The following is a 21,995-nucleotide window of genomic DNA, read 5'->3' as shown; positions in this document are numbered from 1 at the left end:
CTCTCCTCGTCACCGGAACGAGAGGTCGAGCAGCCGGCCTTCGAACAGGCGGTCGCGCGACGTTTCGAGATGGAGACGCATAGCCGTGCGCGCTGCCTCAGCATCGCGGTCACGGATCGCTTCAAAAATACTGCTGTGTTCCTCGAACACCTGCTCGAGGCCGGGCCGCGGCCCCATCAGCGACAGGCCGTGCAGCTTCATGCCGACAGCGACGTGGTCCTTGAGGGCGTTCAGCGAGGTCGCGAAATAGTGGTTGTTGGTCGCCTCGGAGACAGCGAGATGGAATGCGTAGTCAGCGTCTTCGCGATGCTTGCGCTTCTTCGTCGCCTCGCGCAGCAGGCCGAGCGCTGCTTCCATCTTGCCGAGATTGTCGTCGCTGCGTCGGAGCGCTGCAAAATGCGCAGCATCGGCTTCCATGGTGATGCGGAATTCGAAGCAGCGCTGGATGTCGGCGATGGTCTCCACCCGCGCGAAGCCGAGCGGCTGTTGCTGCGCACGGATCTGCACGAAACTGCCTGCACCCTGTCGTGACGTGATCAGTCCATCTTCACGCAACCGGCCAAGGGCTTCGCGCAATACAGGACGTGAGACGTCGAACATATCGGAAAGTTCGTGCTCGCCGGGCAGCTTCTGGTCCGGCGCGTAGTCGCCATTGGCGATGCGCTGCGCGAGTTCGCCATAGACCTTGTCGACGAGCGAACCGGCGGCAGCACCGCGCGGACGCGGCGCTTCAGGCAATTCAGAGGGATCAATCGGCTTCATGATCGGTCAAACCAGGACTTGTAAGATTTGGGCTCACAGGGATGGCGGCGGAGGTTTCGTGCGACAGTCCGATCGCTTGGGAGCGCCGTCGCATGGAAACACTTCCTCGCCCAAAAATTTCGGCGACCATGCGAGGCGGCGGCAAACTTGTCAACATGTCAATGTCGCGCGGATAGAGTTCGGTAGCCGTATCATATTGATATACATATGATAAATTCCTTGATCTGATCAAGCATCGTGCTGCGCTGCACAAATGCTGACAACTTGTCAGCTTGCTGAATTCGTGGTCGAACGCTCGCTCAATCGGAAAGGACCAGGCGTGACCAACGGACTGAACGGCAAGGCTATTGTGATCATCGGCGCAAGCTCCGGCATCGGCGCTGCCGTGGCGAAGAAATTCGGCGCCCTCGGTGCCAGGCTGATCGTGCACTACAACGGCAATCCGGAAGGCGCCGAGGAAGTCGTCGCGAATATCCGCGCGAGTGGTGGCGCTGCCGACCTCGTGCGCGGCGACGTATCGGAGCGCGCTGAAGCTGCGCGCGTGATCGACGAAGCCCATGCCAAGCTCGGCCGCATCGACGTGCTGATCAACAATGCTGGCGCCATGTTCGGCCGCACATCGATCGCCGATGCCACCGACGAACAGTATGACGACGTGGTCGATCTCAATATCGGCTCGGTGTTCTTCGCCTGCCGCAAGGCCGCGAAGATCATGGAGGCGCAGCGTTCAGGCTCGATCATCAACACGACGTCGGTTGCGGCCCGCAATGGCGGCAGCGGCGGTGCTGGCCTCTATGGTTCGGCCAAGGGTTTTGTCTCGACCATCACGCGCGTGCTGGCGAAGGAACTGGCTCCGTTCAACGTGCGCGCCAATGCGGTGGCGCCAGGCGTGATCATGACGCCGTTCCACCAGCGCTATTCGACCGCAGAGCAGCTCGAAGGCGCCCGCCAGGGCATCCCGCTCGGCCGGATCGGCACGCCCGAGGATTGCGTCGGCGCCTATCAGTTCCTCGCCGACGAGACCATGAGCAGCTACATTACCGGCCAGGTCATCGAGGTGAATGGCGGGCAGATCATGCCGTAAGGTTCTAACCTCTCCCCGCCTAGCGAAGCTTTGCTTCGCCTGGCAGGGCGAGGGAAACACCAGCGCTTCGTTAGAAGAACTCCTGCAACACGCACCCGAAAGAGCACAACGATGACAGCTCCCTTCCCAACCGGCGTCTACTGCGCCGCGACCACCCCCTTCAACGCCGACCTGTCGGTGGATCAGGGCCTGTTCACCTCCCACTGCCAGCGCCTGCTCGATGACGGCTGCACCGGCATCGCCATGCTCGGCACGACAGGCGAAGCCAATTCGCTGTCGTCACGCGAGCGCATGGCGCTGCTGGACGCCGTGGCGAAATCCGGGATCGCGCCGTCGAAGCTGCTGCCGGGCACCGGTGTTGCGTCGATCATGGAAACGGTCGAGCTGACGAAGCACGCTGTTGCCAATGGCGTTGGTGCCGTCGTGATGCTGCCGCCGTTCTACTACAAGGGCGTGTCCGATGACGGCATCGTCGATGCCTATACGGCTGTGATTGAGCGCGTCGCCGACCCGCGCCTGCGCGTCGTGCTCTATCACATCCCGCAGATGTCGGCGGTGCCGATCTCGCTCGACGTTATCGATCGGTTGCGCAAGCGCTTCCCGGAAATCGTGGTGGGGATCAAGGATTCCGCAGGCGAGTTTTCCAATATGAAGGCCATCGTCGAACGCTTCCCAGGCTTCTCGGTGCTGGTCGGCGCTGATCCCCTGATGCTGAAGCTGCTGCCGCTGGGCGGCGCCGGCTGCATCACGGCGGCGTCGAACCTCGTCAGCCGAGAGCTTGCCACCGTATTCAACGGCTTCAACGACCCGGCAAAACAGGCTGAAGTCGCGGCCGCACAGGAGCGGATCGTGGCGACGCGCAATGCGGTGTCCACCTATGTGCAGCTTCCCTCGCTGAAGGTGCTGCTGGCGAAGCGCGACAACAATGACAATTGGCTGCGGGTGCGTCCGCCACTGACAGGGCTCAGCGCTGCCGAAGCGGCCAAGGTCCGCGAGTCGCTGGCGGTCTAAACGGCAGTCGCTGCGAACGCGCGCCAGCCTTTGGCGCGTAGTTCGCAGGCCGGGCATTTGCCGCAGCCATAGCCCCAGTCATGTAACGCGCCGCGCTCACCGAGATAGCAGGTGTGCGAGTGTTCGCGGATCAGGTCGATGAGGCCCTGCCCGCCGAGCTCATGCGCCAGCGCCCAGGTCGCCGCCTTGTCGCGCCACATCAGCGGTGTATGCAGCGTGAAGTTCTTGGCCATGCCGAGATTAAGCGCCTGCTGCAGCGCCTTGATGGTGTCGTCGCGACAATCGGGATAGCCGGAATAATCCGTCTCGCACATGCCGCCGATGATGTGCGTGATGCCGCGCCGATAGGCCAGCGCTGCCGCGAATGTCAGGAACACCAGATTGCGGCCGGGCACGAAGGTGTTGGGCAGACCGTCTGCGCCCATCTCGATGGCGACGTCACGCGTCAGCGCGGTATCGGAGATCGCTGATAGCGTCGGGATATCCAGCGTGTGGCTGTCGCCAAGTTTGGCAGCCCAGTTGGCATTCAATGCCTTCACGCCGGCCAGCAGCTTGTCGCGGCTATCGAGCTCGATGGCATGGCGTTGGCCGTAAGCGAAGCCGAGCATTTCGACGCGCTTGAAGCGCGCCAGCGCCCAGGCCAGACAGGTCGCGGAATCCTGGCCGCCGGAAAACAGCACCAGCGCGGTTTGATCTTGGACAGTGTCGCTCATGGGCTGCAGATAGCACTCCCCAGAGCTGTGTGAAAGACAGGCAAAACCGGGCATTTCCGCTGGGCCACGCCGCCGTCCTGCGGCATAGCAGAAGCTCCTGCTGTGAACCGTGGTGCCTCATGACCCCTTCCCGCGATATCGCCGGCCTGATCGAGATCATGGCCCAGTTGCGCACACCCGTGACGGGCTGCCCCTGGGATCTGGAGCAGGACTTCGCGAGTATCGCGCCCTATACGATAGAGGAGGCCTATGAGGTCGCCGATGCCATCGTCCGGCACGATCTCGGCGATCTCTGCGACGAGCTCGGGGACTTGCTGTTACAGGTGGTATTCCATGCGCGGATGGCCGAAGAGCAGAACGCATTCGCGTTCGGCGACGTCGTGGAGGCGATCACCCGCAAGATGATCCGCCGGCACCCGCATGTATTCGCCGACAAGGACGGCAACCTGACGCCGGGCCATGTGAAGGGCGTCTGGGAGCGCATCAAGGCCGAGGAAAAGGCTGAACGCGCCGCCCGGCGCGGCGTGGACGTTCCGCCACCTTCCTCGCTCCTCGCCAGCGTCAAGGCCGGGCAACCCGCATTGAGCCAGGCCATGGAGCTGCAGACAAAAGCCTCCAGCGTCGGCTTCGACTGGAATGATCCGCGCGCAGTGCTGGCGAAAATCCGCGAGGAAGCCGACGAGATCGAAGCAGCGCTCGATCGCGGCGACCAGAGCGAAGTGGCGGCCGAGACCGGCGATCTGATGTTCGCACTGGTCAATCTCGCCCGGCATGTGAAGGCCGATCCGGAACTGGCGCTGCGCGGGACCAATGCCAAGTTCGAGCGGCGCTTCGGCTATATCGAGCGAGCGCTCGCTGCGAAGGGAAGCTCGCTGCAGGATGCGTCGCTCGAACAGATGGATGCGCTGTGGAACGAGGCGAAGGGCGCGGAGTAGCCGTCAGTGCTCCACGGGATGTAGTACCGCGCCGTATTTGCTGATCACCACATCGCGCTTCGTCTCATCGACGCGGACCACCATGTCGAAATGTCCGTCGTGCAGTTCCTTCACGAGAATCTCGGCATTGCGGTGCAGCCAGCTCACGCCGGCACCATCGGCGGCGTCGATCTGCAAATCCAGCGTCACGCGCGCAGCGGCAAGCCGTTCCTCGATGGCGTTGAGCAGCGCATCGATGCCCTCACCGGTTTCCGCCGAGACCATGAAGCACGGCTTCTCCGGCGGACGCCGCGCGGCGATATTGGCGAGGTTTTCACGCTCGTCGGGCGGGAAACGATCGATCTTGTTCCAGACTTCAAGGATACGCGCCGAAGCTTCGGTATCGATGCCGAGTTTGCGCAGCACGTTGTCGACATCGCTCTGCTGCGCTTCGGCATCTTCATGCGAGATGTCGCGGACATGGAGGATGATGTCCGCCTCCAGCACCTCTTCCAGCGTCGCGCGGAAGGCAGCGACGAGCTGTGTCGGCAGATTGGAGATAAAGCCCACGGTGTCCGACAGCATCGCCTTGCCGCCATGCGGCAGCGTCAGCGCACGCAGCGTCGGATCGAGGGTCGCGAACAGCATGTCCTCGGCCTGCACGTCGGCGCGGGTCAAGCGATTGAACAGCGTTGACTTGCCGGCATTGGTGTAGCCGACGAGCGCGACGACACGATAGGGCACGCGCTGGCGACCGGCGCGATGCAGACGTCGCGTCGCCTGCACCTTCCTGAGATCGGCCTCCAACCGCGCGATGCGGTCGCCGATCATGCGGCGATCGGCCTCGATCTGGGTTTCGCCGGGGCCGCCCATGAAGCCGAAGCCGCCGCGCTGGCGCTCAAGATGGGTCCATGACCGGACCAGGCGACTGCGCTGATAGTTGAGATGCGCGAGCTCGACCTGCAGCGTGCCTTCTTTCGTCTTCGCGCGGCGACCGAAGATTTCGAGGATGAGGCCGGTGCGGTCGAGCACCTTTGCCTTGAGTTCCTTTTCGAGGTTGCGCTGCTGGATCGGCGAAAGCGCGCAATCCATGACCACGATGCCGATCTCGTTCGCCGCGATCAGGCCCGCGAGTTCCTCGACCTTGCCCTTGCCGAGATAGGTGGCCGGACGGATCTGGCTCAGCGGCGCGGTGACGGCCTCGACCACTGTTAGGTCAATGGCGCGCGCGAGACCGACCGCCTCTTCGAGGCGGGCATCGGTATCGCGGACATGAGAATAGGCTTGCGCGTCGGCATCGCCCCGCCGTTCGCGCAGATAAGGACCGACCACGAGAACGCGGCCGGTCGATTCGCTGCTGGCCGAGGGTCGGTCAGCAGCGTTGCCGTCGAAGCTACGAAATTCCAATCAAGCGTCTCTCTGGAGTTCGCTCAAGCCGGATCCTCGCCACCCTCAAAAAGCTGAATCGGTGCGCCCGGCATGATGGTCGATATCGCATGCTTATACACCAGCTGCGAGTGTCCGTCGCGCCGGAGCAGTAGACAGAAATTATCGAACCAGGTGACAATGCCCTGCAGTTTGACGCCGTTCACCAGAAAGATGGTCAAGGGCGTCTTCGTCTTGCGTACGTGGTTGAGGAAGGTGTCCTGTAGATTTTGTGCGCGGTCTGCCGCCATTTTTTTTAATCCCGCAGTCTGCTTTGTTGTTTTTTTTGAACCCGGCGCAGCCCTCTCCGGGGCCTTACCAAGCTGCCGCACTTTCCCCTGAGATCCCCCTCCGGGAGCGCGACGACGTGATTAGACGGCAGGCGCGCTTTTTAGGCAAGCCGGAACGCGGAATTGGTGCCTAAAAGCGTGGCAAATTTTATGAAATCGCTGCGAATTTATGGAATTCCTGCCTCAGGCGCGTCGCAATACCACCGGGCTTGCCGTCACCGATTTGCTTGCCGTCGATATTGATGACCGGCATCACGATCTGACTCGCCGACGAGACGAAGGCTTCAGCGGCGTCATAGGCCTCGGCCGGCGTGAAGTTCCGCTCTTCCAGCTTGAGCTGCATCGAGGCCAGAACCTCGATCAGTACCGCGCGCGTGATGCCTGCGAGGATGCCTCGCTCGGCCGTGCGCGTAACCACCTTGCCGTCCTTGGTGACGATCCAGGCGTTGCACGATGCGCCTTCGGTGACGAAACCATCGGCGTCGACATACCAGGCTTCGTAGGCGCCCTTGTCGCGGGCTTCCTGGCGCGCCAGCACGTTGGGCAACAGGCCGACGGTCTTGATGTCCACGCGCGGCCAGCGATTCTCCGCCGTCGTGATGACCTTTACGCCCTTGGCGGCGGTCGCCTGGTTCTTGGTGAAGTTGAGCGACTTCGCGGTCACGACCACGCTGGGCTTCACATCAGGCGACGGGAAGCCGTGGTCGCGATGGGCGACGCCGCGCGAGATCTGCAGATAGACGATGCCGTAATTAATGCGGTTGCGGCGAACCACTTCCTGCATCACCACCTTCAGAGATGTCAGCGGCATTGCCTCGGCGATGCGCAATTCCCGCAGCGAGCGCTGCATGCGCGCGATATGGCGGGGGAAGTCGACCATCTTGCCGCCGATGATCTCGCAGACTTCGTAGATGCCATCGGCGAACTGATAGCCGCGGTCCTCGACGTTCACGGCGGCATCGCGCAGATTGACGTACTGACCGTTCACATAGGCGATGCGCGACATGTTCGTTCCGAGGGTTGAGTTGAAGTTTGAGTTGAAGCTTGAATTGACGTGAGTGTTTTAGCCGACGCCGAGCGCCTTGAGCTTGCGATGCAAGGCCGAGCGCTCCATGCCGACGAATTCAGCGGTGCGCGAGATGTTACCCGAAAAACGGCTGATCTGCGCAATCAGATAATCGCGCTCGAACACTTCGCGGGCTTCGCGCAGCGGCAAGCCCATGATGTGCTCGCCATTGTTGCTGGTCGGCATCGACGGCACCATCGAGCCGACGTCCTGCGGCAGCATGTCGGCGGTGATGATGACCTCCGGCCCGCCACCGGCCAGGATCATGACGCGTTCGACATTGTTGCGAAGCTGGCGGATATTGCCGGGCCAGACGTGCGACTGCAGGACGGCCATGGCGTCCTCGCCGATCTGTCGCTTCGGCAGCCCCGTTGCGATGGAGATCTGCTCCATGAAATATTCGATCAGCTCCGGGATATCCTCGCGATGCTCGGAGAGCGGCGGCACGCGAATCGGCACCACCGAGAGGCGGTGATAGAGATCCTCGCGGAAACGACCTTCGGCGATCTCCTCTTCGAGGTTGCGCGCCGTCGACGAGATGATGCGAACATCGACATTGACCTTGGTGGTGCCGCCTGCCCGCATGAATGTCTGATCGACCAGCACGCGCAAAATCTTGTTCTGGGTCTCGCGCGGCAGATCGCCGATTTCGTCGATGAACAACGTGCCGCCATGGGCTTCTTCCAGAGCGCCTGCCTTGCGCGCCTGTTCGCCATTGGACTGTTCGATACCGAACAGTTCGACCTCCATGCGCTCCGGCGTGATCGCTGCGGCGTTGATGACGACGAACGGTCCAGTGGCGCGGGCCGACGACGTGTGCAGCGTGCGCGCTGCCAGTTCCTTGCCGGCGCCCGACGGGCCGACGATCAGAATGCGGCTGTTGGCCTTGGCGGCGCGATCGATGGTCTGGCGCAGCTGGTTCATGGCAGCCGAGCGACCGGTCAGCGAATTGGCGACCGGCGCGAGCTGCTTCAGTTCCTTGACTTCGCGTTTCAACCGCGAGGTTTCCAGCGCGCGGGTCGCGACCAGAATAAGCCGATCGGCCTTGAACGGCTTCTCGATGAAATCGTAGGCGCCGCGTTTGATCGCCGCGACGGCGGTTTCGATATTGCCGTGGCCGGAGATCATCACCACGGGCAATTCGGGATTGTCGCGCTTGACCTGCTCGAGCAGCTGCAAGCCGTCGAGCTTGCTGCCCTGCAGCCAGATGTCGAGAAACACCATGTTGGGGCGGCGATTGGCGATTTCCGCCAGTGCGGAATCGCTGTCGCGTGCGGTACGGGTGGTGAAGCCCTCATCATCCAGAATGCCCGCAACAAGATCACGGATATCGGCTTCATCATCGACGATCAGAATGTCATTTGCCATGGCTCAAAATATCCTGGTCACGTTTTTTCTTGTCAGTTGCTGGTAGCGGCTTTGATCTTGCGTTCGTCATCGGGCGTCGCGTCAGGTTCGCTCTTGTCCGTGTCAGGCTTCTGACCGGACACCGCGAACCTCAATCGCATCCAGGCGCCGCGCTGTCCCGGACGAATGTTCGCAGCGTCGTTCAGTTCGATACGGCCGCCATGATCCTCCAGAACCTTGCCGACGATGGCGAGACCGAGGCCGGTGCCCTTCTCGCGCGTCGTCACATAGGGCTCCAGCAGGCGCGAGCGACTGACGGTCGGCAGGCCGATTCCGTTGTCGACCACGTCGATCACGATGTCGTCGTTCTCTCTGAAAGCTATGACATCAATACGGCCCTTGCCGAGTTCTTCCGGCGGAACGGCCTCGATCGCCTCGGTCGCATTCTTGATGATATTGGTGAGCGCCTGCGAGATCAGCCGGCGGTCGAACCGCGCCCGCATCGGCTCTTCCTTGATCTCGGCAGAGATATCCAGATCGGGGTGCCCCACGCGCATGAGGAACACGGCTTGGCGCACGGTGTCGGCGACATCCTCGCCCTCGATCACGGGCTTGGGCATCCGTGCAAAGCGCGAGAATTCATCGACCATGCGCCTGATATCGTCGACTTGCCGGACGATGGTGTCGGTGCACTGTTCGAAGATTGCCTTGTCGTCGACGATCACCTTGCCGAACTTGCGCTTGATGCGCTCGGCGGAGAGCTGGATCGGCGTCAGCGGATTCTTGATCTCATGCGCAATGCGGCGCGCCACGTCGGCCCAGGCCGAGGTGCGCTGTGCAGAGACGAGTTCGGTGATGTCATCGAGGGTGATGATGTAGCTGTCGCGCGACTGGCTGGTCTGTTCGGCGCTGACGCGCACGGAGAGATTACGCTCCTGCCCGTCGCGGGTGATCGTCACCTGCCCCTGCACCAGCCGCTGCGATCCCTCGCGTGCGGTCTGCATCAGCTCGTCGAGCTCCGGGATGATCTCGTGCAGCGGGTGGCCAAGCGTCTCGGATTCAGAATGTCCGACGAGCTTCTCGGCCGAGCGGTTGAGAATGCCGACCATGTTCGAGCCGTCGACGCCGATGATGCCGGCGCTGGCCGACGACAACACGGCCTCGATAAAGCGGCGGCGACTGTCGATGACGTCGCTGGCGCTGACCAGTTCATCGCGCTGGGTGCGCAGCTCCTGCGTCATCTTGTTGAAGGTCTCGCCGAGATGGGCGAGATCGCCCTCGGACTGGATCACCGGCACCTGAACGTGCAGATCGCCGGTCGAGACCATGTTCGCCGCGCCCATCAGCCGGCGAATCGGCGCCACCAGCCAGTTGGCGAAATTCAATCCGATCAGCACCGACGACATCAGCACCGTCAGCGCGATCACCGTGAACATCAGCGCGAAGGCCACCTGAATGCCAAGCCTTCGCGATTCCAGTTCAGCATATTCGGCGACACTGGCCTCGGTCTGTTTCAGCTGCGCGACCACGCGTGGATCGAGCAGCCGCGCCACATAAAGGAATGTATTGTCGAAGGCCTTCAGCCGGATTACGGCGGCGACGTAGTTGCCTTCCGGAATGATGGCGATCTCGGGCTCGCTGTCATTGACGTTCTGCAGAAAGTCCGCTGCCGGCGTTGTGAAATCCTGACGGATTCCGGTTTGGGCGGATTCGAGGACGTTGCGATCCTTGTCGATCAACATGGCGCCCGGCAGATTGCGCGACGCCGCATTGGCCGACAGCAGGCTGCGGAAGGTGCCGCGGTCCTGGTCGTAGAGCGGACGGATATGGGCGAGATCGTTGGCCATGCCCAGGATGTCGCCACGGATCAGCTGTGCATGCTCATGGACGTAAGCGCGGGCGACCGTCAGCGAATTGCCGATCACCGCGCGGGTCGGACCTGAGAACAACCGGTCGAGGCCACGGTCCAGCGTCACATTAGCGACGATCGACACCAGCACCGCCGGCAGCACGGCGATCACCGAGAACAGGCTGACGATCTGGACGTGAAGACGCGCTGCAGCCCTACCCCGGCGGCGGGCCTGGACCACTTTCCAGACTTCGCGGGCAATGATCAGGACCAGCAGAAAGACGCTAGCCGCATTAATCAGCAGAAAGGTGACGACGACCTGATGGGTCGGCGCCATCGGCGTCAGGCCGTTCAGGACGACGAAGGTCAGGCATGACGAGAGAAGGGCCAGGCCGACGGCCAATGGGACGAACAGCCGCCGCAGGGTCCACCTGCGCGGCTCCGCCGTCGACGGTTCATAGGCTGTAGCCGACGTGTCTGCGCTGGTCATTCCGACAATGTGGTGAGCGTGGACGCCGTGCGGTTGCCAGGATCGCCCGGACCGCACTGATGCAATCATACAACAATGTTGCTCAATTACGACAAAACCGCGGCGCAGACTAGCCAACGAAAACGCATCCCCTGCGTTTTCGTTTGTTTTTGCGTCTCCAACCCTGAAATTGCTCGATCTCGCTGCGGAGATCAGCCGCCGGTTCGATAGACCTGAATGTCGAGGTCGCGAATCTTCTTCCGCAGCGTATTGCGGTTGAGGCCGAGCAGATCAGCAGCGCGGATCTGGTTACCCCTGGTCGCGGCCAGCGCAGCGGTGAGCAGCGGCACCTCGATCTCGCGGAGAATGCGGTGATAGAGGCCGGGCGGCGGCACTCCATTCGGGAAGCTGGAGAAGTGCGAGGACAGATAGACCTCGACGGCACCACCCAGATTATCCACGCCGGTCGGCGCGTGACCACCCGAGGCCACAGCGGGCGGCGCCAGTTCGCCGTCGATCACTGAGCCGGTGATGACGTCCTGCGGATACAGCGCGGCCAGACGGCGGGCGAGGTTTTCGAGTTCGCGGACGTTGCCGGGCCAGCGATGCTGCTTCATCCGCTCGAGGGCCAGGGTATCGAGCTTCTTCGGCGGCAGGCCGTCCTTTTCGGCCAGTGCGAAGAAGTGACGGATGAGGTCGGGCAAATCCTCGATGCGCTCGCGCAGCGGCGGCAGGCGCAGCGGCACAACGTTGAGGCGGAAGAATAGATCCTCGCGGAATAGACCCTGCTGGATCAGGATGCGCAGATCCTTGTTGGACGCTGCGACGATGCGCACGTCGGTCTTGATCGGCGTGCGACCGCCAACCGTTGTGTATTCGCCCTGCTGCAGCACGCGCAGCAAGCGGGTCTGGGCTTCCATCGGCATGTCGCCGATTTCGTCCAGAAACAGTGTGCCCCCTTCCGCCTGCTCGAAGCGGCCGGTCGCGCGGGCATTGGCGCCGGTGAACGCGCCGCGCTCGTGGCCGAACAGTTCGGACTCGATGAGGTCGCGCGGGATCGCCGCCATGTTGACCGCGACGAACGGACCGTTGCGGCGCTTGCCGTAGTCGTGCAGCGCGCGAGCCACGAGTTCCTTGCCGGTGCCGGACTCGCCGGAGATCATCACCGTCAGGTCGGTCTGCATCAGGCGAGCGAGGACGCGGTAGATTTCCTGCATCGCCGGCGAACGACCGACCAGCGGGATGGAGTCGAACTCGCCGTCATCGGCGTGGCTTGCGACACGCTCCTTGGGCTCGGCCAGCGCTCGGCCGACGATCGCGATCAATTCCTTCAGATCGAACGGCTTCGGCAGATATTCATAGGCGCCGCGCTCGGAGGCGCGGATCGCGGTCATGAAGGTGTTCTGCGCGCTCATCACGATGACCGGCAGATTGGGCCGCATCTTCTTGATGCGCGGCAGCAGGTCGAATGCATTCTCGTCGGGCATCACCACGTCGGTGATGACGAGATCGCCCTCGCCCTGACTGACCCAGCGCCACAGCGTTGCGGCGTTTCCGGTCAGGCGAACCTCATATCCGGCGCGCGACAGCGCCTGATTGAGGACGGTGCGGATCGCCGTATCGTCGTCCGCGACCAGAATGCTACCTGCAGCCATCGTTAGTCCTCGTCTTACGTCTGTGAGGTGTTCGTCGATGCCGCGGAGGCATCGACGTTGCTCGGATCAAGGGTCTTGTCGTCGAGTTTCTTGGCGGGATTGAACATCGGCAACAGCACGCGAAAAGTCGTCTTTCGTGGCTGGGATTCACATTCGATGATCCCGCCGTGATCGCCGACAATCTTCGCAACCAATGCAAGACCCAGGCCGCTTCCGGTCGGTTTGGTGGTGACGAAGGGATCGAACAGGTTCGGCAGTAGATCTTCGGGAACGCCGGGGCCGTTGTCCTTGACGCAGAACTCCAGCGGCAGCGAGACGCGCGATTTCTTGCCGGGCACGGACAGGCGCACGCCCGGGCGGAATGCGGTGGTGAGCTGGATCTCGCCATCGGAGCCCAGATCGACGATGGCTTCCGCGGCATTCTTCACCAGGTTCAGGAACACCTGAATGAGCTGATCCTGATTGGCAAGCACCGGCGGCAGCGAGGGGTCGTAGTCCTCGATGAAACGGATGTTGCGGGCGAAGCCGGACTGCGCGAGGCGTTTCACATGATCGAGGACAGAGTGAATATTGACCGGACCGCGCGTCACCGGGCGGTCGTCGCCGAACACTTCCATGCGGTCGACCAGCGTGACGATACGATCGGCTTCATCGCAGATCAGGCGTGTCAGCATGCGATCTTCGGACGATGCCGACTGCTCGAGCAGCTGCGCGGCCCCGCGGATACCTGACAGCGGATTCTTGATTTCATGCGCCAGCATGGCAGCCAGCGCGATCACCGAACGCGCGGCGCTGCGATGGGTGAGCTGGCGGTCCATCTTGTCGGCGATGGTACGCTCCTGCAGCATCACCACGATATGGCCGGGGCGCTCGGTGAGCGGCGCGACGTGCAGATCGACCTGACGATCGCCGCCGATGCGCGGTGTGCCCAAATCGACCTTGTATTCGTTGACCGGCGACCCGGCCTCGCGGACCTGATCAATCAGCGCCAGCAGCGGGCTGCCGAACGGCACCAGTTCCTTCAGCGACTGCCGGCGCAGGAATTGCGCGGAAATCTCGAAGAAGGATTCGGCGGCCATATTGGCGTCGACGATCTTGCCGTCGGGCGCGATCAGGATCACCGGATTTGGTAGCGCGTTGAGAATGGCCTCACTGTCGGTCGGGACAGGGCGACGGTGCTCTGCGGCGTTCATGCGGCAGCACTCCATGCGAAATCATCAAAAGCGTCATTCAGGGATCGCTGCACACCGGAGGGATCTTCGGATGTAAGGATCTTCTGTCGCCAGGTCTTCAGGATCTCTGTCGGCGCGCAGCTCGTAGCCGCGGCCGCATCGAGGGCCCAGCCGAGATGCTTGCGCGCGTGGCGCAGGCCGATGCGCAGTCCGTAGTGACTGACCACATCGTCATAGAGCGCACAGATATAAGCGAGCTGCTGCTGCAGCGACGGCACGGCTTCCGCGATGCCGGTTTCAAGACGTCGGCCGATCTGGCCGGGCAGCCACGGCATGCCCTGCGCGCCCCTCCCCATCATGACGGCGTCGGCGCCGGACATTTCAAGTGCGGTCACGGCCTTGTTGTATGAGGTGATGTCGCCATTGACGATGACGGGAATGCTGACGGAGTCCTTCACCGGGCGCACCGCGCTCCAGTCGGCTTCGCCCTTGTAGAACTGGCAGCGCGTGCGGCCATGCACGGTGATGAGCTGCACGCCCGCCTCTTCCGCGCGCTTTGCGAGCTCTGGCGCGTTCAGCGTGCGATCGTCCCAGCCGAGACGCATCTTCAGCGTGACTGGCACCTTCACTGCAGCGATGGTCGCTTCGATCAGTTTCAGCGCATGGTCGAGGTCGCGCATCAGTGCGGAGCCGGACTGGCCGCCAGTGACATGCCGCGCCGGGCAGCCCATATTGATATCAATGATATCAGCGCCGGCCGCTTCGGCCACACGGGCCCCCTCGGCCATCCAGTGGGTCTCACAGCCGGCCAGTTGGACCACATGGGGGCCAATCCCCGTCGCTTCGCAGCGCAATACCGACATGGGACGACCATTGACGAGATCGTCGCTGGCGGTCATTTCTGACACGACGAGGCCGGCTCCGAGTTCGGCGGTGAGCCGCCGGAACGGCGCATCGGTGATACCCGACATGGGCGCCAGAACGACCCGGTTGGCGATCTCGATGCCACCGATCTGTAACGGCTTGCTGTATAGTGAGTCCGGGGTGGTCACTGACCTGCTCGTCGTTGTCTCGTCCGCTGCATTGCGGGCATAGGGCGCATAATGCGCACATTTGTTGTGCAGTCAACCTTCATGCCTACACATTAGACAGATGCGCTCATTTTGCAAGTGCAGTGCAGCAATGCACTCTTATGCGGCCACGAGAATGTAATCATACTGTTTTTGCCCGCGACCGTGCTAAGGGCTGTGCGATCACCGCTTACCCCTTAATCACCTGACCCTGATGACAAAATCACCTAATCCTGCCGGTTTGAAGACAGCCGCCATTATCGTTGCCGCCGGCCGCGGCCTCCGTGCCGGAGCTGGTGGACCGAAGCAATATCGCATGATCGGAGGCCGCAGCGTCATTTCGCGCGCCATGGAGCCGTTCTGCAACCATCCCCAGATATTTGCCGTCCAGCCGATCACGAATCCCGACGACATCGCGGCCTTCAACGAGGCGGTCAGCGACCTCCGGTACCATCATCCGGCCAATGGCGGTGCGACGCGTCAGGCATCGGTGCATGCCGGACTGGAAGCACTGGCGGACCACGCGCCGGACATCGTGCTGATTCACGATGCAGCCCGCCCGTTCGTGACCCCTGCCCTGATCGAGCGCGCGATTGCCGCAGCACAGATCACTGGCGCTGCGGTGCCTGGTGTCGCCGTTACCGATACGATCAAACAGGTCAACGAGGCCGGTCACGTGGAAGCGACGCCCGACCGTGCACGCTTGCGGAGCGCGCAAACGCCACAGGCATTTCGTTTTGATGTCATCCTTGAAGCGCATCGTCGTGCTGCAAAGGAAGGCCGCGATGATTTCACCGACGATGCCGCGCTCGCCGAATGGGCGGGATTGACCGTGGCAACCTTTGAAGGCGATCTTGCAAATATGAAGCTCACGACTCCCGAAGATTTCATTCGCGAAGAAGCGCGTCTCGCCGCCTCGCTCGGCGATATCCGCATGGGTACGGGCTATGACGTCCACGCGTTCGGCGACGGCGATCATTTGATGATCTGCGGCGTCCGCGTGCCGCATACGCGCGGCTTCCTTGCTCACTCGGATGGCGACGTCGGCCTGCATGCGCTGGTCGATGCGATCCTGGGCGCGTTGGCTGATGGCGATATCGGTTCGCATTTCCCGCCCAGTGATCCCCAGTGGAAGGGCGCTGCGTCCGACAAATTCCTGAAATACGCCGTGGACCGCGTCACCGCACGTGGCGGACGTATTGCCAATCTCGAAGTGACGCTGATCTGCGAGCGGCCCAAAATTGGTCCGCTGCGTGACGCGATGCGCGAGAAGATCAGCGAGATTTCCGGCGTGGCACTGTCGCGTGTCGCGGTGAAGGCGACCACCAGCGAACGTCTCGGCTTCACCGGCCGCGAAGAAGGTATCGCCGCGACTGCGGCTGCTACCATTCGCCTCCCCTGGATGGACTGACATGGCAGCGAGCGACGCACGAGCCCTCTCCCGCGCGCTGCTCGATCTCTGCCGCAGCCGCAAGCTGACCATCGCGACCGCCGAGTCCTGTACCGGCGGCCTCGTCGCCGGCGCGCTGACCGAAATCCCCGGCTCGTCCGACGTGATCGATCGCGGCTTCGTCACCTATTCCAATGCCGCCAAACACGCGATGCTCGGCGTCAAGACCGCGACGCTCGACAGCTTTGGTGCGGTCAGCAAAGAGACGGCTATCCAGATGGCCGTCGGCGCTTTGGAAGAAGCCGACGTTGACCTCGCAGTGTCGATCACGGGCATTGCTGGTCCTGGCGGTGCAACGCCGGGCAAGCCGGTCGGCCTCGTGCATTTTGCCGTGGCATCGCGTGACGGCCGCATCGTCAACAAGGAATGCCGTTTCGGCGCCATCGGCCGCAGCGCAGTGCGTCAGCGCTCCGTGCTTGAAGCCCTGCGGATGCTGATGGAATTGGCACGTGGGCCACAGCCGCCGGTCAAGAAGCGCGAAGCAGCAAGTCTCGCGCGCCCGCGCGTGGCGCGTTCGCCACGACGGGCCGCCGTCAAACGACGCAGACCGACCGCGCCGCTAAAAAAGCCGACGACTAAGAAGTAGATGGAACGCTCGAGACGCGCGGGCTGCGATAAACTTCGTCCGCGCGCTTCTCGAAGGCTACGGCAAAGCGCTGGAATGCAGCATCGAACATCGTGCCCATCAGCATCGCCAGCATGCGGCTCTTGAACTCATAGGCAATGAAGAAACCGACGTCGCATTCCTGACCTTCAGCCTTCGGTTCAAAGGTCCAGCGGTTTTCGAGATTGCTGAACGGACCGCGCAGGTATTCGACCATGATCTTCAGGTTCGGCCGATCCAGTGTCACGCGGCTGGTGAAGGATTCCTGCACCAGCTTGAACGACACGGTCATGTCGGCAACGATGACCTCGGTGCCATTCTCCTGCGGCGTGCGCTGGCGAATCTTCAGCGACTTACACAACGGCACGAATTCCGGATAGTGCTCGACATCGGCCACCAGATCGAACATCTGGGAGGCGCTGTGACGCACGCGGCGCTTGTTGGCAAATCTCGGCATTGTCGCGTTCTCAGCGCGCGAGAGCGGCGCGCGCAGCCTGCAGCTTGGCGAAATCCTCACCGGCATGATGCGACGAGCGCGTCAGCGGGCTTGCCGACACCATCAGGAAGCCCTTGGTGTAGGCAACTTTCTCATAGCCGGCGAATTCATCGGGCGTGACATAGCGCGACACCACGTGATGCTTGCGGGTCGGCTGCAGATACTGGCCGATGGTCAGGAAGTCGATATCGGCGGACCGCATGTCGTCCATCACCTGCAGCACCTCCGGCCGCTCTTCGCCGAGGCCGACCATGATGCCGGACTTGGTGAATATGGTCGGGTCGAGTTCCTTGACCTTCTGCAGCAGGCGCAACGAATGGAAATAGCGCGCGCCCGGCCGCACCGTGAGATAGCGCGACGGCACGGTTTCGAGGTTGTGGTTGAACACGTCCGGCTTCGCTGCGACGACGACTTCGAGGGCGCCCGGCTTGCGCAGGAAGTCCGGCGTCAGGATTTCGATCGTGGTCGTCGGGCATGCGGCGCGAATCGCGCGAATCGTCTGCGCGAAATGCTCGGCGCCGCCATCGGCGAGATCGTCGCGGTCCACCGAGGTGATGACCACATGATGCAGGCCGAGCTTGCGCACGGCTTCGGCGACATACTCCGGCTCCATGCCGTCGAGCGCGTTGGGCATCCCCGTTTTCACGTTACAGAACGCACAGGCGCGGGTGCAGGTGTCACCCATGATCATGAAGGTGGCGTGCTTTTTCTGCCAGCACTCGCCGATATTCGGGCAGCCGGCTTCCTCGCACACGGTAACAAGGCCGTTTTCCTTGACGATCTTGCGCGTGTCGCCATAGCCACGGCTGGTCGGCGCACGGACCCGGATCCAGTCCGGCTTCGGTGGTGAGAACGAATCCGGCCGATTCACTTTTTCAGGGTGACGTGGGCGGAGCGGCGTGGTGGAAACGGTATCGAGGACGACGACCATGAACTGTCCGTTCTGAGTGAAGCCTTAGGTAATCCGCCGGGCCCTGTCCTGCAACCCGCCCTCGCCTTGCCCGGCGCTGCATCGTAACATAGCGGGCAGAATGGCTCCAAAACCTCACCAAATCCCTCAAAAGCTCGGTAAGGCACTCAAACGCAGCTTTTTCGCGCGGAGCGTGCACGACGTGGCCCCCGAACTGATCGGCGCGACGCTGCTGGTGGATGGCGTCGGTGGCGAGATCGTCGAGGTGGAGGCCTATCATCACACCGAGCCCGCGGCCCATTCGTTCAACGGGCAGACGCCGCGCAACCAGATCATGTTCGGGCCGCCCGGCTTTGCCTATGTCTACCGCTCCTACGGCATCCACTGGTGCGTGAACTTCGTCTGCGAGGCCGAGGGTTCGGCCAGCGCGGTGCTGATCCGGGCACTGCAACCGACCTTCGGGATTGGCGAGATGCAGCTGCGACGCGGGCTGCAGGATGAGCGCATGCTGTGTTCGGGACCGGGCAAGGTCTGCCAGGCGCTCGGCATCAGCATCGCGCATAACGGACAGGCGCTCGATCAGCCGCCGATCGCGATCCACGCGCGGACGGAGGTGCCGGACGTGGTGGCCGGCATCCGCATCGGGATCACCAAGGCGGTGGAGCTGCCATGGCGCTATGGGGTGCGCGGCTCGCGTTATCTCAGCAAGCCGTTCCCACTTACACCGCGTTCTTGAGACGCTCCAGGGCTTCCAGCGTCTTGGCTTTGCGGGCCTCGGCTGCGTCGCGTTTGTCCTTCTCTTCCTCAACGATCTCTTCAGCTGCGTTGGCGACGAATTTCTCGTTGGAGAGTTTGGCATCGGCGCGCTTGATGTCGGCCTCGGCTTTCGCGAGCTCCTTGTCGAGGCGCGTCTTCTCAGCGCCGAGATCGATCACGCCCTTCAGCGGCAGGGCGGCGACTTCACCGCGGATTAGGAGCTGCACGGCGCCCTGCGGCGCGACATCGGCGAACGAAATGTCGCCGAGACGCGCAAGGCGCTTGACGACATCGCTCCAGCGCTGGGCACGCGCCTGCGTTTCCGCGGAGGCACCCGCCAGCACCAACGGCGTCAGCGTCGCCGGCACGATGTTCATCTCGGCACGCACCGAACGAACCTCCGTCACCAGATCGATGACCCAGCCGATTTCGGCTTCGGCGGCGTCATCCTTGAAGTCGGCGACCGGTTCGGGCTTGCCCATCAGGATCGGTGCAACGATCGGATCGCTCGCGGCGGTCGCGATGATCAGGGCCTCCTGCTCGCGCGTCAGGCCGGTCGCCTTACGCGACCAGGGCGCCAGCGCCAGCAGGCCGTCGCGCGGCGCGGTGACGGCCCAGAGTTCTTCCGTGATGAACGGCATGAACGGATGCAGCAGCTTCAGTATCTCGTCGCGGGCCCAGGCGACCATCGCGCGGGTTTCGGTCTTGGCCGGACCGTCCTCGCCCATCATGAAGGGCTTGGCGAGTTCGAGGTACCAGTCGCAATACACATTCCAGACGAAGCGATAGGCCGCGCCCGCTGCATCGTTGAAGCGATAGGCTTCGATGGCTTCGGTGACTTCGCGCGTCGCCTTCACGGTCTCATGCGCGATCCAGCGGTTGAGCACTTCCTTGGCTTTGGTCGGATCGAAACCCACCGGCAGCACGCATTCGTTCATCTCGGCGAAGCGGCAGGCATTCCAGAGCTTGGTCGCGAAATTGCGATAACCCTCGACGCGCTGGGTCGCGAGCTTGATGTCGCGGCCCTGCGCGGCCATCGCAGCCAGCGTGAAGCGCAGCGCATCGGCGCCGTACTGGTCGATCAGATTCAGGGGATCGATGACGTTGCCCTTCGACTTCGACATCTTGGCGCCCTTCTCGTCACGGACGAGGGCGTGGATGTAGACGGTCGGGAACGGCACGTCCTTTTTGAAGTGCATGCCCATCATCATCATCCGGGCGACCCAGAAGAAGATGATGTCGAAGCCGGTGACCAGCACATTGGTCGGATAGTAGCGATCGACATCGACCGAGCTCTGCGGCCAACCCAGCGTCGAGAACGGCCACAGCGCCGACGAGAACCAGGTATCCAGCACGTCTTCATCGCGGGTGATGAAGCCCTCACGCTTCGCCGGATCGAGCGCCATCTCGTGGCCCTGCTCTTCCGTGATCACTTCCTGCTCGACATAATAGCCGAGCGCGTTGCCGACCGCTTCTTCCTCGGTCTCGGCGACGAACACCTTGCCGTCCGGGCCGTACCAGGCCGGGATCTGATGACCCCACCAGAGCTGGCGCGAGATGCACCACGGCTGGATATTCTCCATCCACTCGTAATAGGTCTTTTCCCAGTTCTTCGGCACAAACTCCGTCGCGCCGGTGCGCACAGCGGCGATCGCCGGCTGCGCCATTGTCTTGGCGTCGACATACCACTGGTCGGTCAGATAGGGCTCGATGACAACGCCCGAGCGGTCGCCATGCGGCACCATATGGATGTTGGGCTCGATCTTTTCGAGGAAGCCGAAGTCCTCCAGCCGCTGCACGACGGTCTTGCGCGCCTTGAAGCGCTCCATGCCGTGCAATTCGTCGACGAGCTGCGAACTGCCTTCCGGCAGGCCGCGCAGATAGTCCTCGTTGTCGACGAGCGCGAGCTTGCCTTCGATATCGAGGATGCTGATGCGTGCAAGGCCGTGGCGGTTGCCGACTTCGAAGTCGTTGAAGTCGTGCGCCGGCGTGATCTTGACTGCACCAGAGCCCTTTTCCGGATCGGAATATTCGTCGGCGACGATCGGGATCAGCCGGCCGACCAGCGGTAGAACCACGTTCTTGCCGATCAGATGCGTGTAGCGTTCGTCATCCGGATTCACGGCGACGCCGCTGTCGCCGAGCATCGTCTCGGGGCGCGTGGTGGCGACGGTGATGAATGAGGCCGGGTCTTCCGGGTTGAAATTCTTACCTTCGAGCGGATAGCGCAGATGCCAGAGGTTACCCTTGATCTCGACCTGCTGCACTTCGAGATCGGAAATCGCCGTCAGCAGCTTCGGATCCCAGTTCACAAGGCGCTTGTCCTTGTAGATCAGGCCTTCGCGATGCAACTGCACGAACACCTTGACGACCGCCTCGGAAAGACCTTCGTCCATGGTGAAGCGCTCGCGCGACCAGTCGCAGGAGGCGCCGAGGCGCTTCAACTGGTTGACGATGACTCCACCGCTCTCGGCCTTCCACTTCCAGACGCGTTCGAGAAATGCCTCGCGGCCCATCTCGCGGCGGCCAGGCTCCTGGCGCTCCATCAACTGGCGCTCGACCACCATCTGGGTCGCGATGCCGGCATGGTCAGTGCCCGGCTGCCACAACACGTCGCGGCCACGCATGCGCTCGAAGCGACACAGCACGTCCTGCAGCGTGTTGTTCAGGGCGTGGCCCATATGCAGCGAGCCGGTGACGTTCGGCGGCGGGATCACGATCGTATAGGGCTCGGCATCCACCCGGTCCGCGCGGCCGGCCTTAAACGCGCCTTCGGCTTCCCAGGCGCTCGCGATGCGGGTCTCAATATCGGCGGGCTGATAGGTCTTTTCGATCATGACAATTCAATCAAATCAGGGGTTTTTGGCCAAGGTTTTGAGGCCCGATTTTCAGGCTTGGGCGAACGCAGGAAGCCGATGGCGCTAGAAACCCGCCAGCGCGGCTCAAGTCAAC

General features: G+C 62.6%; 19 protein-coding genes. 6 read left to right on the top strand and 13 right to left on the bottom strand.

Translation table 11 applies throughout. The annotated features are described in order from the left end of the window. Positions 1 to 9 precede the first annotated feature (9 nt). Positions 10 to 762, bottom strand: a complete 753-nt coding sequence (locus CIW50_RS22025; protein WP_149533308.1) for a FadR/GntR family transcriptional regulator — start codon at positions 760 to 762, stop codon at positions 10 to 12. Between the two features lie 319 nt (positions 763 to 1,081). Here CIW50_RS22025 and CIW50_RS22020 point away from each other — a divergent pair, with 319 nt between their 5' ends. Together CIW50_RS22020 and CIW50_RS22015 are read left to right on the top strand one after the other, a co-directional pair. Beyond that, positions 1,082 to 1,846 (top strand): SDR family NAD(P)-dependent oxidoreductase, encoded by a 765-nt coding sequence (locus tag CIW50_RS22020; RefSeq protein ID WP_246664390.1) that lies wholly within the window; start codon positions 1,082 to 1,084, stop codon positions 1,844 to 1,846. A gap of 111 nt (positions 1,847 to 1,957) precedes the next feature. Beyond that, a complete protein-coding gene (locus CIW50_RS22015) occupies positions 1,958 to 2,857 on the top strand; it encodes a dihydrodipicolinate synthase family protein (RefSeq protein ID WP_149533306.1) in 900 nt (299 codons plus the stop codon). Here CIW50_RS22015 and queC read toward each other — a convergent pair. After that, positions 2,854 to 3,570 carry a 7-cyano-7-deazaguanine synthase QueC gene (gene queC, locus CIW50_RS22010; RefSeq protein WP_149533305.1) on the bottom strand — a complete coding sequence of 239 codons (717 nt, stop codon included), beginning with the start codon at positions 3,568 to 3,570 and terminating at the stop codon, positions 2,854 to 2,856. The genes CIW50_RS22015 and queC overlap by 4 nt on opposite strands. Before the next feature lie 119 nt (positions 3,571 to 3,689). Here queC and mazG point away from each other — a divergent pair, with 119 nt between their 5' ends. Then, positions 3,690 to 4,505, top strand: coding sequence for a nucleoside triphosphate pyrophosphohydrolase (mazG, locus tag CIW50_RS22005; RefSeq protein WP_149533304.1), 816 nt, complete (start codon positions 3,690 to 3,692; stop codon positions 4,503 to 4,505). A gap of 3 nt (positions 4,506 to 4,508) precedes the next feature. Here mazG and hflX read toward each other — a convergent pair whose 3' ends face one another. The 8 genes from hflX to dusB form a co-directional block, all read right to left on the bottom strand. Then, positions 4,509 to 5,891 carry a GTPase HflX gene (gene hflX / locus CIW50_RS22000; RefSeq protein ID WP_149533303.1) on the bottom strand — a complete coding sequence of 461 codons (1,383 nt, stop codon included), beginning with the start codon at positions 5,889 to 5,891 and terminating at the stop codon, positions 4,509 to 4,511. 23 nt (positions 5,892 to 5,914) lie between these two features. Then, positions 5,915 to 6,160 (bottom strand): RNA chaperone Hfq, encoded by a 246-nt coding sequence (hfq, locus tag CIW50_RS21995; protein WP_068731834.1) that lies wholly within the window; start codon positions 6,158 to 6,160, stop codon positions 5,915 to 5,917. 187 nt (positions 6,161 to 6,347) lie between these two features. Further along, the gene (locus tag CIW50_RS21990) at positions 6,348 to 7,205 is read right to left on the bottom strand and encodes a D-amino-acid transaminase (RefSeq protein WP_149533302.1); all 858 of its coding nucleotides are present in this window, start codon (positions 7,203 to 7,205) and stop codon (positions 6,348 to 6,350) included. 57 nt (positions 7,206 to 7,262) lie between these two features. Continuing rightward, entirely contained in the window at positions 7,263 to 8,633 is a 1,371-nt protein-coding gene (gene ntrX, locus CIW50_RS21985; RefSeq protein WP_149533301.1) for a nitrogen assimilation response regulator NtrX, read from the bottom strand. A 32-nt stretch (positions 8,634 to 8,665) separates the two neighbouring features. Then, positions 8,666 to 10,951 (bottom strand): sensor histidine kinase NtrY-like, encoded by a 2,286-nt coding sequence (locus tag CIW50_RS21980; RefSeq protein WP_149533300.1) that lies wholly within the window; start codon positions 10,949 to 10,951, stop codon positions 8,666 to 8,668. A 191-nt stretch (positions 10,952 to 11,142) separates the two neighbouring features. Further along, positions 11,143 to 12,585, bottom strand: coding sequence for a nitrogen regulation protein NR(I) (ntrC, locus tag CIW50_RS21975; RefSeq protein ID WP_149533299.1), 1,443 nt, complete (start codon positions 12,583 to 12,585; stop codon positions 11,143 to 11,145). Positions 12,586 to 12,599: 14 nt separating this feature from the next. Then, positions 12,600 to 13,778 (bottom strand): two-component system sensor histidine kinase NtrB, encoded by a 1,179-nt coding sequence (locus tag CIW50_RS21970; RefSeq protein ID WP_149533298.1) that lies wholly within the window; start codon positions 13,776 to 13,778, stop codon positions 12,600 to 12,602. Next, positions 13,775 to 14,809 carry a tRNA dihydrouridine synthase DusB gene (dusB, locus tag CIW50_RS21965; RefSeq protein WP_283808857.1) on the bottom strand — a complete coding sequence of 345 codons (1,035 nt, stop codon included), beginning with the start codon at positions 14,807 to 14,809 and terminating at the stop codon, positions 13,775 to 13,777. The genes CIW50_RS21970 and dusB overlap by 4 nt, the downstream gene beginning before the upstream one ends. A 232-nt stretch (positions 14,810 to 15,041) precedes the next feature. Here dusB and CIW50_RS21960 point away from each other — a divergent pair, with 232 nt between their 5' ends. Both CIW50_RS21960 and CIW50_RS21955 read left to right on the top strand, forming a co-directional pair. Beyond that, positions 15,042 to 16,238 carry a bifunctional 2-C-methyl-D-erythritol 4-phosphate cytidylyltransferase/2-C-methyl-D-erythritol 2,4-cyclodiphosphate synthase gene (locus tag CIW50_RS21960; protein ID WP_149533297.1) on the top strand — a complete coding sequence of 399 codons (1,197 nt, stop codon included), beginning with the start codon at positions 15,042 to 15,044 and terminating at the stop codon, positions 16,236 to 16,238. Between the two features lies 1 nt (position 16,239). Next, positions 16,240 to 16,863: a CinA family protein gene (locus CIW50_RS21955; protein ID WP_149533296.1), complete on the top strand. Its 624-nt coding sequence runs from the start codon at positions 16,240 to 16,242 to the stop codon at positions 16,861 to 16,863. On the opposite strand, the gene CIW50_RS21950 is transcribed toward CIW50_RS21955, so the two are convergent. After that, positions 16,853 to 17,338, bottom strand: a complete 486-nt coding sequence (locus CIW50_RS21950; RefSeq protein WP_149533295.1) for a type II toxin-antitoxin system RatA family toxin — start codon at positions 17,336 to 17,338, stop codon at positions 16,853 to 16,855. The genes CIW50_RS21955 and CIW50_RS21950 overlap by 11 nt on opposite strands. Before the next feature lie 10 nt (positions 17,339 to 17,348). Next, complete coding sequence (lipA, locus tag CIW50_RS21945; protein WP_149533294.1) at positions 17,349 to 18,308, bottom strand: lipoyl synthase; 960 nt, start codon at positions 18,306 to 18,308, stop codon at positions 17,349 to 17,351. Between the two features lie 100 nt (positions 18,309 to 18,408). Between lipA and CIW50_RS21940 the strand changes: the two genes are divergently transcribed. Beyond that, positions 18,409 to 19,023: a DNA-3-methyladenine glycosylase gene (locus CIW50_RS21940; protein WP_149533293.1), complete on the top strand. Its 615-nt coding sequence runs from the start codon at positions 18,409 to 18,411 to the stop codon at positions 19,021 to 19,023. Here the strand turns inward: CIW50_RS21940 and CIW50_RS21935 are convergent. Continuing rightward, complete coding sequence (locus tag CIW50_RS21935) at positions 19,007 to 21,880, bottom strand: valine--tRNA ligase (protein WP_149533292.1); 2,874 nt, start codon at positions 21,878 to 21,880, stop codon at positions 19,007 to 19,009. The two genes, CIW50_RS21940 and CIW50_RS21935, sit on opposite strands and share 17 nt — an antisense overlap. Positions 21,881 to 21,995 lie beyond the last annotated feature (115 nt).

Source organism: Tardiphaga sp. P9-11 (assembly GCF_008329525.1).
GTDB lineage: Bacteria > Pseudomonadota > Alphaproteobacteria > Rhizobiales > Xanthobacteraceae > Tardiphaga.
This window is presented reverse-complemented; position numbering and strand designations above follow the sequence as displayed.

Bases quoted from the DNA above. Each gene is read 5' to 3' on its own strand.
- CIW50_RS21960 (WP_149533297.1), top strand. From the start codon at position 15,042: ATGACAAAATCACCTAATCCTGCCGGTTTGAAGACAGCCGCCATTATC.
- CIW50_RS21980 (WP_149533300.1), bottom strand. From the start codon at position 10,951: ATGACCAGCGCAGACACGTCGGCTACAGCCTATGAACCGTCGACGGCG.
- mazG (WP_149533304.1), top strand. From the start codon at position 3,690: ATGACCCCTTCCCGCGATATCGCCGGCCTGATCGAGATCATGGCCCAG.
- CIW50_RS21940 (WP_149533293.1), top strand. From the start codon at position 18,409: ATGGCTCCAAAACCTCACCAAATCCCTCAAAAGCTCGGTAAGGCACTC.
- ntrX (WP_149533301.1), bottom strand. From the start codon at position 8,633: ATGGCAAATGACATTCTGATCGTCGATGATGAAGCCGATATCCGTGAT.
- lipA (WP_149533294.1), bottom strand. From the start codon at position 18,308: ATGGTCGTCGTCCTCGATACCGTTTCCACCACGCCGCTCCGCCCACGT.
- CIW50_RS21990 (WP_149533302.1), bottom strand. From the start codon at position 7,205: ATGTCGCGCATCGCCTATGTGAACGGTCAGTACGTCAATCTGCGCGAT.
- CIW50_RS22025 (WP_149533308.1), bottom strand. From the start codon at position 762: ATGAAGCCGATTGATCCCTCTGAATTGCCTGAAGCGCCGCGTCCGCGC.
- CIW50_RS21950 (WP_149533295.1), bottom strand. From the start codon at position 17,338: ATGCCGAGATTTGCCAACAAGCGCCGCGTGCGTCACAGCGCCTCCCAG.
- queC (WP_149533305.1), bottom strand. From the start codon at position 3,570: ATGAGCGACACTGTCCAAGATCAAACCGCGCTGGTGCTGTTTTCCGGC.
- CIW50_RS22015 (WP_149533306.1), top strand. From the start codon at position 1,958: ATGACAGCTCCCTTCCCAACCGGCGTCTACTGCGCCGCGACCACCCCC.
- CIW50_RS21955 (WP_149533296.1), top strand. From the start codon at position 16,240: ATGGCAGCGAGCGACGCACGAGCCCTCTCCCGCGCGCTGCTCGATCTC.
- CIW50_RS21970 (WP_149533298.1), bottom strand. From the start codon at position 13,778: ATGAACGCCGCAGAGCACCGTCGCCCTGTCCCGACCGACAGTGAGGCC.
- CIW50_RS21935 (WP_149533292.1), bottom strand. From the start codon at position 21,880: ATGATCGAAAAGACCTATCAGCCCGCCGATATTGAGACCCGCATCGCG.
- hfq (WP_068731834.1), bottom strand. From the start codon at position 6,160: ATGGCGGCAGACCGCGCACAAAATCTACAGGACACCTTCCTCAACCAC.
- ntrC (WP_149533299.1), bottom strand. From the start codon at position 12,585: ATGGCTGCAGGTAGCATTCTGGTCGCGGACGACGATACGGCGATCCGC.